Annotated in this window: 15 protein-coding genes; 7 read left to right on the top strand and 8 right to left on the bottom strand. The window is 52.1% G+C overall.

Annotated features, from left to right (window positions below; translation table 11 throughout):
• Together KO503_RS14960 and KO503_RS14955 are read right to left on the bottom strand one after the other, a co-directional pair.
• Positions 1–291: GTP-binding protein (locus KO503_RS14960; RefSeq protein ID WP_215990122.1), on the bottom strand; the 291-nt coding region annotated here is incomplete at its 3' end.
• A gap of 519 nt (positions 292–810) precedes the next feature.
• Positions 811–3,168: a DNA topoisomerase IV subunit A gene (locus KO503_RS14955; RefSeq protein ID WP_215992349.1), complete on the bottom strand. Its 2,358-nt coding sequence runs from the start codon at positions 3,166–3,168 to the stop codon at positions 811–813.
• Between the two features lie 173 nt (positions 3,169–3,341).
• Between KO503_RS14955 and KO503_RS14950 the strand changes: the two genes are divergently transcribed.
• The 6 genes from KO503_RS14950 to KO503_RS14925 all read left to right on the top strand — a co-directional run bounded on the left by KO503_RS14950 (position 3,342) and on the right by KO503_RS14925 (position 7,526).
• Complete coding sequence (locus KO503_RS14950) at positions 3,342–3,920, top strand: SH3 domain-containing protein (protein ID WP_215992348.1); 579 nt, start codon at positions 3,342–3,344, stop codon at positions 3,918–3,920.
• A 73-nt stretch (positions 3,921–3,993) separates the two neighbouring features.
• The gene (locus KO503_RS14945; protein ID WP_215992347.1) at positions 3,994–4,821 is read left to right on the top strand and encodes an SDR family NAD(P)-dependent oxidoreductase; all 828 of its coding nucleotides are present in this window, start codon (positions 3,994–3,996) and stop codon (positions 4,819–4,821) included.
• 108 nt (positions 4,822–4,929) lie between these two features.
• Positions 4,930–5,136, top strand: a complete 207-nt coding sequence (locus KO503_RS14940) for a twin transmembrane helix small protein (protein ID WP_215992346.1) — start codon at positions 4,930–4,932, stop codon at positions 5,134–5,136.
• 1 nt (position 5,137) lies between these two features.
• A complete protein-coding gene (locus KO503_RS14935; RefSeq protein WP_215992345.1) occupies positions 5,138–5,710 on the top strand; it encodes a cob(I)yrinic acid a,c-diamide adenosyltransferase in 573 nt (190 codons plus the stop codon).
• Between the two features lie 143 nt (positions 5,711–5,853).
• Complete coding sequence (locus KO503_RS14930; RefSeq protein ID WP_215992344.1) at positions 5,854–6,606, top strand: electron transfer flavoprotein subunit beta/FixA family protein; 753 nt, start codon at positions 5,854–5,856, stop codon at positions 6,604–6,606.
• Positions 6,606–7,526, top strand: a complete 921-nt coding sequence (locus tag KO503_RS14925; RefSeq protein WP_215992343.1) for an FAD-binding protein — start codon at positions 6,606–6,608, stop codon at positions 7,524–7,526. The genes KO503_RS14930 and KO503_RS14925 overlap by 1 nt, the downstream gene beginning before the upstream one ends.
• A gap of 73 nt (positions 7,527–7,599) precedes the next feature.
• On the opposite strand, the gene KO503_RS14920 is transcribed toward KO503_RS14925, so the two are convergent.
• Positions 7,600–8,427 carry a DUF6473 family protein gene (locus KO503_RS14920; RefSeq protein WP_215992342.1) on the bottom strand — a complete coding sequence of 276 codons (828 nt, stop codon included), beginning with the start codon at positions 8,425–8,427 and terminating at the stop codon, positions 7,600–7,602.
• 174 nt (positions 8,428–8,601) lie between these two features.
• Between KO503_RS14920 and KO503_RS14915 the strand changes: the two genes are divergently transcribed.
• Complete coding sequence (locus KO503_RS14915; RefSeq protein WP_215992341.1) at positions 8,602–9,477, top strand: 3-hydroxybutyryl-CoA dehydrogenase; 876 nt, start codon at positions 8,602–8,604, stop codon at positions 9,475–9,477.
• A gap of 10 nt (positions 9,478–9,487) precedes the next feature.
• On the opposite strand, the gene KO503_RS14910 is transcribed toward KO503_RS14915, so the two are convergent.
• From KO503_RS14910 to KO503_RS14890, 5 genes are read right to left on the bottom strand one after another with little or no spacing between them, the layout of a single operon-like run.
• Positions 9,488–10,369, bottom strand: coding sequence for a lysophospholipid acyltransferase family protein (locus KO503_RS14910; protein WP_215992340.1), 882 nt, complete (start codon positions 10,367–10,369; stop codon positions 9,488–9,490).
• A gap of 30 nt (positions 10,370–10,399) precedes the next feature.
• Positions 10,400–10,675, bottom strand: a complete 276-nt coding sequence (locus tag KO503_RS14905) for an HPr family phosphocarrier protein (protein WP_215992339.1) — start codon at positions 10,673–10,675, stop codon at positions 10,400–10,402.
• Between the two features lie 3 nt (positions 10,676–10,678).
• Entirely contained in the window at positions 10,679–11,083 is a 405-nt protein-coding gene (locus tag KO503_RS14900) for a PTS sugar transporter subunit IIA (protein ID WP_215992338.1), read from the bottom strand.
• Positions 11,080–12,003, bottom strand: a complete 924-nt coding sequence (gene rapZ, locus KO503_RS14895; protein WP_215992337.1) for an RNase adapter RapZ — start codon at positions 12,001–12,003, stop codon at positions 11,080–11,082. The genes KO503_RS14900 and rapZ overlap by 4 nt, the downstream gene beginning before the upstream one ends.
• Positions 11,996–12,451, bottom strand: coding sequence for an HPr kinase/phosphorylase (locus KO503_RS14890; RefSeq protein ID WP_252731111.1), 456 nt, complete (start codon positions 12,449–12,451; stop codon positions 11,996–11,998). The genes rapZ and KO503_RS14890 overlap by 8 nt, the downstream gene beginning before the upstream one ends.
• Positions 12,452–12,468 lie beyond the last annotated feature (17 nt).

Below are 12,468 nucleotides of genomic sequence, written 5' to 3'. Positions count from 1 at the left end.
GCCGTCCATTTGAGCCGCACCGGTGATCATGTTTTTCACGTAGTCGGCGTGACCTGGGCAGTCAACGTGAGCGTAGTGGCGGTTTTCTGTTTCGTACTCAACGTGCGCAGTCGAAATGGTGATGCCGCGCGCTTTTTCTTCGGGCGCGCCGTCAATTTCGTCGTACGCTTGAAAGTGATCAGAGAACTGACGCGTGATCGCAGCAGTCAATGTAGTTTTACCGTGGTCAACGTGGCCGATTGTGCCGATGTTGCAGTGCGGTTTATTACGCTCGAACTTTTCCTTAGCCATATCAAGGCGCCTTTACATTTAGAAGGGGCCGTGACTGGCCCAAATTATCATCGCGGGCTAACTATTGTTTTCGAGACATAAAATCAAGCGTCAGTTGACATTTCCCGCATGTTGAGCGGCATCTTGTGCGGGAACGGCAACGTCGAAGGGATTTTTGCAAGACGCGCATCGATAATTTGAACATTTTTCGTCAAATACCGTGCAATTTCAATACCCACCTTAGCGCTAAACGCTGAAAGATTTTGCCCCCTGTCGCCGTGAGCTTTGGTGATGATCAGCGACGAACCATGCAAACCATCGACAGCACCCCCTGTTGATGACGATAAGATACGTTTTGCACAGGCGAATCACCTCAAGCAATTCACTTGCAACATCAAAGCCAGTTTGAGCAAATACACGCTTTGCACCGCGCAATCGGTACAACTATCGCCAAAAGCCAGATCAGCACGACGCACAGTTGTGATGGTCCGAGTTGCGAAAAGGGCGCCCAATTGAGCGCCCTTTTGTTTGGCTAAGTCCTTAACCAAATTTATTATCGCGCGGGAAGCCATGCGGCGGCTGCTTGCCGACCCCCGCCCGCTTGCCGATCCATTGGCTCAGGTCTTTTTCGGTGCGGGTATTGCCTCCGCCCATGGTCCAGCTGAGCCCGTCTTCAAGAGTGAAGGTTGTGATATCACTCAAGCCTCCATCGAGCTCCAACATACCTTGAGCACCGCGTGCCATGCTGTATTTTTGCAGCCTCACGCCTTTGCCGCGCCCCAGTTCAGGCACTTCTGAAATCGGGAAGACAAGGAAGCGACGGTTTTTCGAAATCACCGCAACATGATCACCAGCCACACGACGAACACAGGCCGCCACCGCACCATCTTTGACGTTGAGCACCTGTTTGCCGCTGCGCGTCTGCGCGATGATGTCATTTTCAGGCACAATGAATCCGTCACCCGCACTAGAGGCAAACAACAGCTTTTCACCGGGCTTATGGACAATCAGATCAACGATCTCGACCTCATTGGGCAGATCAACAATCAACCGCACCGGTTCGCCCATGCCGCGCCCGCCCGGCAGGTTGGCAGCGGACAGCGTTAAAACGCGCCCGTTTGAACCAACAAGCAACAGGCGGTCCGTCGTCTCCGCGTGGAAGATAAAGCGTGGGCCGTCTCCGTCTTTGAATTTCAATTCGCGCGTCAGATCGATGTGACCAGACATGGCGCGGATCCAGCCCATTTGCGAACAGACAACCGTGATCGGCTCGCGTTCAATCATGGCCTCCAAAGGCACGTCTTCGACCTCTTTGGCTTCTGCGAATTGCGTCAGGCGATGCCCGCGTTCATAATCTTTACCAAAGCGTTTTTTGATGTCTTTCAGTTCTTCCGATATGCGGTCCCATTGCACACCGGGGGTCGCCAAAAGTTCAGCAATCGCGGCGCGCTCTTCGATCAAAGCGTCGCGTTCGCGTACGAGTTCCATTTCTTCCAAGCGACGCAAACTGCGCAGACGCATGTTGAGAATGGCCTCAGCCTGCACTTCAGACAATTCGCCCACGCCATCAGCCGCAGGCAACGGAGAGATATAATCTGACTCTGTCATCGCCCTCGGCGCATCGGGATGCCAAACCTCGGCCATCAAGGCCTTTTTAGGATCATCATCATAGCGAATGATATCGATCACACGATCCAGATTGAGGAAAGCGATGATAAAACCGCGCAGCACTTCTAAGCGGTGATCGATTTTTTCCAGACGGTGCTGCGAACGGCGCAAAAGCACGTCTTGGCGGTGATCCAAAAAGGCACGCAACACCTCTTTAAGCGAACAAACTTTGGGCGTGCGCCCATCGATCAACACGTTCATGTTCATCGAAAACCGAATTTCCAAATCAGAGTTACGGAACAGCGTGTTCATCAACATATCTGGATCGACGTTTTTGGATTTAGGTTCCAAAATCAAACGCACATCTTCGGTACTTTCATCACGGACATCGCCAAGAATAGGTACCTTTTTAACCTGAATAAGCTCTGCCAGCTTTTCGATCAGTTTTGATTTTTGCACCTGATACGGGATTTCAGTCACAACGATCTGCCAAACACCACGACCAAGGTCTTCCACCTCCCACTTGGCGCGCAAACGGAACGATCCGCGCCCTGTGGCATAGGATTTGATCATGCTTTCTTTGGATTCAACAATCACGCCACCGGTCGGAAAGTCAGGCCCTTGGACATAGTTCAACAAGGTCTCGTCGCGCACGTCGGGTGTTTTAATCATGTGCAGACTGGCATCGACCAATTCAACCAAGTTGTGCGGCGGAATATTGGTGGCCATACCAACAGCAATACCGGTAGACCCGTTTGCCAAAAGGTTCGGAAAGGCAGCAGGCAAGACTTCGGGTTCGGTCAGCGTGCCGTCATAGTTGGCACGAAAATTAACCGCATCCTCGTTAAGCCCCTCAAGCAAAGCTTCGGCCGCAGCCGTCATGCGCGCCTCGGTGTAGCGCGAAGCCGCGGGGTTGTCGCCATCGATATTGCCAAAGTTCCCCTGACCATGCACCAACGGATAGCGCACGTTAAAGTCTTGGGCTAAGCGCGCCATGGCATCGTAAATCGCCATATCACCATGCGGGTGATAGTTCCCCATCACGTCACCGGAAATCTTTGCAGATTTACGGAATCCCCCGTTTGAGGCCAAACGAAGTTCGCGCATCGCGTATAAAATACGTCGGTGCACAGGCTTCAAACCATCACGCGCGTCGGGCAAAGCCCTGTGCATGATCGTCGATAAGGCATAGGTCAGGTAACGCTCGCCAATGGCGCGGCGCAAGGGCTCTAAGGTCTCGCCAGAGGCATCGCCCTGACCGCCGTTATTATCTATCAAATCACTGCTCATAAAACAGTGATACAAGCGCCGCCGCGCACGAGCAAGCGGCCTCGCACGTTCAAATGTGGCAAGAATGCGGCAGACGCCAGAAACGCGGGAAAACTTTTCCTTTTTTCCCCGCAAAGTCTTAAACATCTTTGTATAGACAGCTGTGTTAACAAGTGTGTTCGGGGGAACATTTTATGCTGCGTCTATCTGCGCTGACCCTTGCTGGTCTGCTTACTATATTTTTAGCTTTCGGTGGGGAATTGTCCTCAGATGAACAAACCGAATTGGAAACGTTGCGCGCACAGCGCACGTCCATTGTCACAGTCATGTCCGAGGCGTTCACAGATACATCTAAACGCGAACCGACCTATGTCGCGACCTTGGCCCAAATCGCGCCAAGAAAATCAAGCCAGAAAAACATCGCACACGTTCAGAACGCCAGCTTCGATCCAGCACAAGCAAACGCGACGCCTGATATTGTGTCGACAACCACCGTCGCGAACCCAGCCAAGCTTGCAGCCCTTATGGCGCGCAAAACCAATAACGTTGGAAAATCCACCTCAAATGAGATGATTCTGCGCTCGGTCACCGCCAACCGCGTCAACGTGCGCTCAGGCCCAACAACCTCTAACCCTGTATTGGGCCAAGTTGAACGCGCAGATGTTGTGCGTGTCATCTCGGATCCCAACAGCGCTTGGGTGAAAATCATCATCGAAGGCGATGGCATTGAGGGATATATGTCCTCTCGCTTCTTGACACCTCTTACGGAATAGCCACCCTACGCCAGCAGGTCCGCGGGTGCTTTACCTCAAGACATGCGTCAACTCAGGCGTTTAAGGGTATTCCATGCGGTCCATTCTCATCACCGGCTCCTCGTCAGGCATTGGCTATCACGCTGCCACCACATTGAAAGCCAAGGGGTGGCACGTTCTGGCCACCTGCCGAAAGCAAAGTGACTGCGACAGGCTGCAAGATGAAGGCCTAGACAGTTTTGTTCTTGATTATGAAGACCCAAAGTCGGTTGAACGCGGCTTCAATGAGGCTATGAAACTGACAGGTGGCACGTTAGACGCGTTATACAACAACGGTGCCTACGCCATTCCAGCCGCTGTCGAAGACCTACCTGTTGAGGCCTTGCGGCAAAATTTCGAGGCCAATTTTTTCGGCTGGCACGATCTGACACGCCGAGTCATTCCTGTAATGCGCGCACAGGGTCATGGGCACATCATTCAATGCTCTTCGGTTTTGGGGCTTGTCGCTATGCCGTGGCGCGGGTCCTACAATTCAACAAAATTCGCGCTTGAGGGCCTCACCGATACCCTGCGCCTTGAGATGCGCGGCACGGGTATTCACGTCGTCAGCATCGAACCCGGCCCGATCACCAGTGATTTTCGCCTCAATGCGCGCAAAGAATTCGACAAATGGATCGACTGGGAAACTTCTGCACGGGCAGATCAATACCGCGCCTCTTTGGTGCCACGTCTTTATGAAGCCAGCAAAGCACCTGATCGATTTGAACTTGGGGCTGAAGCGGTCACCAACGTCTTGATCAAGGCGCTCAACACAAATCATCCACGCGCACATTACTACGTCACAACCCCCACATGGGTTGCAGCCGTGTTGCGTCGCCTCCTGCCAACCTCTGTGTTTGACGCAATCGCCGCAAGGTCCTAGCCCCCCTCTCGCAGGCGTCAGCCGATCAAGCCGCGGCACTTCGCGTGTTTGGTTTTGCCGCCAGACAGGCTATGTCATTGGTAACGTATTTAGGTAAAGGACAGCATCATGCTGCAAGATCCTCTTTTCATCGCCGTGATTGTCGGCTGCGTCATCGTTTCGCTTATCCTAGCCCGCGGCATCAGTCTTATGGGACGCGGCGGCATGGACGGCGCAAAGAAGTCGAACAAAATGATGCAATATCGCATTGGAGCGCAGCTTATTGTCGTGGTTCTTGTGGTTATATACGTCGCGCTGCGCAAAACAGGGGGCTGATATGGTCGTACTCAACAAAATTTACACACGCACTGGCGACAAAGGCGAGACCGCACTTGGCGATGGCAGCCGTGTTGCCAAATACGCGCCGCGTGTTGAGGCCTACGGCACCGTGGATGAATTGAACGCCACAGTTGGCGTAGCGCGACTAACAACCAAAGGCGACATGGATGCAGCCCTCGCACGAATCCAGAACGATTTGTTTGATCTTGGTGCAGACCTATGCCGCCCTCACATGAAAAAAGACGATGACGCAGAATATCCTCCCCTGCGAATGGTTTCTTCGCAAGTGGATCGCTTGGAAACTGAGATTGATACTATGAACGCGAATCTCTCTGCTTTGCGATCTTTCATCCTACCTGGAGGCTCGCCTTTGGCAGCGCACCTGCACCTGTGTCGTACTGTCGCACGCCGTGCTGAACGCCTGACTGTCGATTTAAGCACGGCAGATGACGTCAACCTTTCCGCAATTAAATACCTAAACAGGCTATCTGATTGGTTTTTTGTTGCCGCGCGCATTGCGAACAACAATGGCCAAGATGACGTTCTATGGGTCCCAGGCGCCAACCGATAGCTCTAAACTGACGGCACGTACCTACACGATTCCCGTTACAATTTGGGGTGTTCCTTTGTGTTCAGACGAGTCATAAACGAACGGAATTTGACGTATTCTGTGCTGCGCGTCCAACGCAGCTCTAAATCCAAGGGAGTATCCGCATGAAGGTTTTGGTGCCTGTAAAGCGCGTGATTGATTATAATGTTAAGGTTAAAGTCAGCTCGGATGGGTCAGGTGTTGATCTGACCAATGTTAAGATGTCGATGAATCCGTTCGACGAAATCGCTGTCGAAGAGGCCATTCGCCTCAAAGAAGCGGGCATTGCAACAGAAGTTGTTGTCGTCTCTATCGGCGAGAAAAAGTCCACTGACGCGCTACGCTCTGCCATGGCGATGGGGGCCGATCGCGCGATTTTGATCACCACAGACCAAGGCGTCACAATCGAACCCTTGGCCGTTGCGAAGCTTTTAAAAGCTGTCATTGACGAGGAAACCCCCGATCTGGTCATCGCAGGCAAGCAAGCCATCGACAACGACATGAACGCGACGGGCCAAATGCTCGCAGCACTTTTGGGTTGGGGGCAGGCGACCTTTGCATCTGAGCTTAAGATCGAAGACGGCTCTGCCATTGTAACCCGTGAAGTTGACGGCGGTTTGCAAACGATTTCGGTGAAATTGCCCGCAATTGTGACTGCAGATTTGCGCCTGAACGAGCCGCGCTACGCCTCTTTGCCAAACATTATGAAGGCCAAGAAAAAGCCATTGGATGAAAAAACTGCCGCGGACTTTGCTGTCGACATCACCCCGCGTCATACAATCGTCACCACGGAAGAACCGGCTGATCGTGCCGCCGGTATCATGGTTGGATCCGTTGACGAATTGATCGCGAAACTCAAAGAAGGAGGCCTCGTCTAATGGCTGTACTTTGTCTTGCAGAAGTTGTCGGCGGCGCATTGGTGCTGGACGCAACATCGAAAGCCGTCACTGGCTCGGCCCAACTCGGCGATGTCACATTGCTCGTATGTGGTCCTGCTGCGGCTGCTGAAGAAGCGGCAAAAATTTCTGGCGTCTCGAAAGTCTTGCTCGCCGATGATGCCGCTTATGCGAACGGCTTGGCGGAAAATGTTGCGGGCCTTATCGCAGGTCTCTCTGAAGACTTCAGCCACATCACAGCCGCCTCAACATCTATCGCCAAAAATATTTTGCCGCGCGTGGCTGCCCTTTTGGATGTGATGATTTTGTCCGATGTCATTGAAGTGATCGACGCCGACACCTTCAAACGCCCAATCTACGCAGGCAATGCGCTTCAGACTGTGAAAACATCCGATGCGATTAAAGTTATAACCTTCCGAACCGCAACACTAGAGCTTGCAGCGGGCGGCGGATCTGCTGCTGTTGAAGCCGCATCAGGTACGGGCGATGCGGGGCTGTCCAACCACATCGGCGACGCGGTTGTCACCAGCGATCGTCCTGAATTGACGTCGGCTGGCGTGGTCGTCTCTGGCGGTCGCGGTGTTGGGTCTGAAGATGATTTTGCCCTGATCGCACAGCTCGCCGACAAACTTGGCGGCGCCGTTGGCGCATCACGTGCCGCCGTGGATTCCGGCTTTGCAGCGAATGATTTGCAGGTCGGCCAAACAGGTAAAGTCGTGGCGCCAGACCTTTATGTTGCCGTCGGGATTTCTGGTGCGATCCAGCACCTCGCCGGCATGAAAGACAGTAAAGTCATCGTTGCCATCAACAAAGACGAAGAAGCACCAATTTTCCAAGTTGCTGACTTTGGACTGGTCGCGGATCTTTTCTCAGCTGTGCCAGAAATGATTGAAAAGCTTTAGGACCAATACAGGTTCGTAGTTTTAGAAAGGCCCGCCAATATTGGCGGGCCTTTCTAGCACGCATGAACAAGCGTCACACCAATTTAGCCAGCACCCCAGAGACAGCATCAGCAACTTTGGCTTGAACAATTGGCCCAAGCATCTCACGTGCCGAAAGCGCATCTAAATCTGAATAGGACATGAGATTGTAGCCTGTCTCAATATCCTGAGGTGAGGCCACGACCTCAACAATGCCTTTAACCAAAGGACGTATTTCTTCGATCATATCACGATCAACAAAAAGAGGATCGCCACGCAGAGCGTTGCATGCCTCTACATCATCCGGCGAATGATCTGAAACCCACAGCAACATTAGATTTTTAGGCATTTTTGGGATCATGGTTTTCATTCGTGCAACCCAAGCATCTTTGAGTTCTTGGCGCACCATTGCAAATGTTTCAGTCGATTCCTGCTCCAAGGTTGTCACAAGATGTCGCGTGAAATTAAAGTCTGTAAAATCAATATCACGGTACATGACTTTCAACAGCGTTGAGGCGCGCAAGAAGCGATCATTGCGGCGCGGATGAACGGCATAAAACCTATTGGACATGTTTTGCGTGCCAGAAATTTGCAACACCACCGCTTTGGCATTCTGACAAATATTCATCACGGTTTCATCAGTCAAAAAAACATCGGTCCCAGCATTGACGCAGCCAAGGTTGATCGAGGTCATATTCAACCCCTCCCCCACTTGATCTGGGAACGGGACCTCAACGAATTTTCCGTATGTTTCTGTGCCGCCAACGAAAGCGATGTAATTGTCTTGCAGGTCCTTTTTCGGACCACGGAATAAAAGTTTCGATTTTCCGTATCGGCACGGATAGTAGTTCAGAGCGCCCTTGCTCGGATTTTGGTAAGCCATATCGTCCACCCAGTTGTTGGTTTAATCACCCAAGTTCAAGATTCGCAGATACAGGTTTCAAAAACGCTAAACGTGCAATTTTGCCCAAATTTTACTGGTTCCACCCCAGCTTCCTGCCTTGAAGGCCGCGCAAGCTCAGGTATGGTCAGCAACAGCACAAGGGAGCGCAGCACAATGGACATTTCTACGGTCGGGATCGTCGGAGCAGGGCAAATGGGCAACGGGATCGCTCATGTTTTTGCCCTATCAGGATATCAAGTTTTGCTAAACGACATTTCGCAAGACGGTCTGGAAAAGGCAGTGGCGACCATTCGCAAGAATTTGGACCGCCAAGTGAGCAAAGAAAAGATTTCACAAGATGAAATGGACGCCACAATGGGGCGCATCACCACAACACTGGCGCTTGAAGATCTCGGGCAATGCGATTTGGTGATCGAGGCCGCAACGGAACGTGAAGAAGTCAAAGATGCAATCTTTGAAAAACTGCAACCGCACTTAAAACCAACCACGATTTTGACCTCCAACACCTCATCAATTTCAATCACCCGTCTGGCATCCCGCACAGATCGGCCAGAAAAATTCATGGGGTTTCATTTCATGAACCCCGTGCCTGTGATGCAGCTTGTTGAGCTCATCCGCGGGATTGCCACTGATGAAGAGACCTACCAAACTTTGCTGAACGTGGTTGAAAGCTTAGGGAAAGTCGCAGCCAGTGCCGAAGATTTCCCGGGCTTTATCGTCAATCGTATACTGGTTCCGATGATCAACGAAGCCGTCTATACACTGTACGAAGGCGTCGGGTCTGTCACATCCATTGACCAGTCGCTCAAGTTGGGTGCCAACCAACCGATGGGACCACTGGAATTGGCGGATTTCATCGGGTTAGACACCTGTCTTGCCATTATGAATGTGCTTTACGACGGCTTGGCCGACACCAAATATCGCCCCTGTCCGCTGCTGACCAAATATGTTGAAGCAGGGTGGTTGGGCCGCAAATCCAAGCGGGGCTTTTATGACTACCGAGGTGACACACCTGTCCCGACCCGCTAGATCATATAAATCAATCTGTGCGGCCACCCAGAGCAAGCGTGTGGCTGCGCAGCCAATCCATAAAACCGCCAGGCTTAGATTTCCATTCGCTGCATTGATCCGCCGTCAAAGGATCCCCAATCACAGGAGACTGAGGCTTGTTGCGCGCATGAACGATCTCATGCAGCAAAAGCGCTTGGCGGATCGTCGCGGAAACTTTATCTGCAATTTGATACAAGCGCGTGTTCCGGCCTGGAAAATAAATCGGGACGACCTGCGCGTTGGATTTCAAAACCATTTTAGCCGTAAACGGATTCCACGGCTTTTCTTTCACTGGACCGAACCAAGTGTCAGACGTTGCCACAGCACCCGCAGGGAACAAGATAATCACGCCACCTGACTTAAGATGTGCCATCGCTTCCTTACGCATTACAATGGATTTGCGATGGCTGTCTTCTTCATGCGGGAATGGAACCGGCAACATGAAGGGGTCAATTTCTCGAATTCCCGTCAACAAAGACCGCGTGAGAATTTTATAGTCGGTACGCACCTTGCCGATCAATTCCGCCATTACCAAACCATCAACGAGGCCATGAGGGTGGTTTGCGACCACGACCACAGGTCCGGTCGCTGGAATTTTAGCGATTTGGTCGGCTGGCGTTTTGACATCAATGCCCATGACTTTGAGCGCTTGTGTGAAAAATGGCTGGCCATCGGGCGTGCCCAGTCTTTCGAATCTACGAATATACCGTAAAAGTGGCAACTTGCCTGTCACCCATTCGATGGACCGAATGATCATCACTTTGGATGGATCCGAAAATGTCCCCGCATAAGACAGGCGACGTGCATCGTAGGGCACGAAATCAGGATCCCCAGCCTTAGGCGTTACTGTCGCCTGATTGTCCTGTACCATACTGTCCTCTTTAGGTTTGTGTCGCGTGGCTTACATGCCTTCGCCAAACCGATCTTTGATGAGAGCTTCCAACGCATCAGCCAATGCGACGGCGTCAGAGCCCTTAGTTGTCACATCAATAGATGTTCCTTTAGAGGCTGCCAACATTAAAAGCCCCATGATGCTATCACCGCCTGCGTCCATGCCGTCTTTCTCGACAATTGCCGTAGCGTCATGATTTTCCACGACTTCAACGAACTTGGCAGAGGCCCGTGCATGCAAGCCTTTTACGTTTAGTATTTCATGTGTGCGAACGACAGATGACATGCCTCACTCCTTAAATGAATGGCCCGGAGACTCAAAACTATCGATATATTTACGCCCCGCCGCCAAAGCCGCTGAAACGGCCTCGGTCACCGTTTTATGGCGTGACTTTGCCAGCTTAATAAGCATCGGCAGATTGGCGCCATAGATGATCTTACGGTTCCCCGTGTTGCAGGCCATCAACGACAGGTTCGATGGGCTTCCGCCGAACATATCTGTGACCATCACAACACCATCGCCTTTGTCGACACTGTCGGCTGCTGTGCAAATTTCCGCTTGCTTGCTCGCGCGATCATGGTCCGGCGCAATCGAAATGGCTTCGATTTCAGTCTGTTTGCCGACCACATGCTCAATGGCAGCGAGATATTCCCGCGCCAAACCGCCGTGTGCTATAATGACAATTCCGATCAAGCCTCAGCCCTCGACGCAACCTGCGGCGCACCTGATTGGCGCCGTTCCATTTCTCTATGCCTTATTGACACTTGCCAATCATGTTTCGCAAGGGCCTTTGATAGGTTTTCCACCAAGGCGACAGACCTGTGTTGCCCGCCGGTACACCCGAATGCGATAGAGAGGTGCCGCTTGCCCTCTTCACGGTAAGCTGGCAACAACAAAAGCGTGAGTTCCAGAATTTTTTGAAAGAAAGCATCATATCGCGGATCATTCATGACATATTCCTGAACCGCTTCGTCTTGCCCGTTCAAGCCACGCAATGCGACGTCCCAATACGGGTTGCTTAAAAAGCGAACATCAAACACCATATCAAGCCCGCGCGGCATACCACGTTTGTATGAAAAAGACTGTATCGAAATCGCCATCGGCGCATGTTGCCCAACAGAAAACCATCGCTCGATTTCGTCGCGCAGCTCATGCGGGCTCATGTCCGTTGTATCGATGATGATATCTGCGCGAGCGTGAATTGGAACCAACAAATCTTGCTCACGCGCAATGCCGTCTTGCGCCGTCTCTGCGGGAGCCAACGGGTGCCTGCGCCGTGTTTCAGAATACCGCCGCGATAGCACTTCGGCAGCACAATCTAAATAAAGCACGGACGCGTTATAATCCGAGTTCAACGCAAGCCTCTCAATAAGCTCAATCAACGCACTAACCGAAAAGTCGCGATTGCGAACATCAAGGCCAAGCGCGAGCGGTCGACCTTTTTCTGACACCCCAAGCAGCTTGGGCAAGATCGACAAAGGAATGTTGTCGATCACTTCGTAATCTAAGTCCTCAAGCACATTGATCGCAGTGGATCTGCCAGCCCCAGATGGGCCAGTCACCAAGACAACACGGCGCTGATCGCGCGCATTCGGTTCGCCAACATCAGCCATAGTCCTGCGGCGCGATGCGCCCCTCCTTTAAAAGCTGGATCAAAGCGGCTGCAAAATACGGGCTGTCGCTTCGATGGTATTCAGGAATATCAAGATCAAGTAGGCGACGAATTCGCGCCGGTGGCAAGCGGTCTTGTTCCACTTTTCCGAGATCAACAACCGCACGGATCACGCATTGAGGCATCGTCTGTGCTTTCAAAACCCCGATCCCGCGCGCCTCGATCATGTTTTTAATCGTCTTTGGGGCGCTGGCGACCAGACCGCCATCGGGCGTTGTGCTTAATTGGGTGCGATCATCGGATACCAAAATCGCCCCCAAAGCCATCATCATAAGCGCTAAAGATGATTTGCCACTCCCCGACGCCCCGACAATCAGCAATCCACGGCTTGGATCGATGGCGACACAACTGGCATGAATTATATCGCAATGCGGATCAGGTTTCATCATATCGCGCCCTATAAATA

Origin of the sequence: Pacificibacter marinus (assembly GCF_018860505.1) — a bacterium.
Lineage (GTDB): Bacteria > Pseudomonadota > Alphaproteobacteria > Rhodobacterales > Rhodobacteraceae > Celeribacter > Celeribacter marinus_B.
The sequence above is the reverse complement of the archived record's forward strand: the minus strand, read 5'-3'. Positions and strand labels throughout refer to the sequence as shown.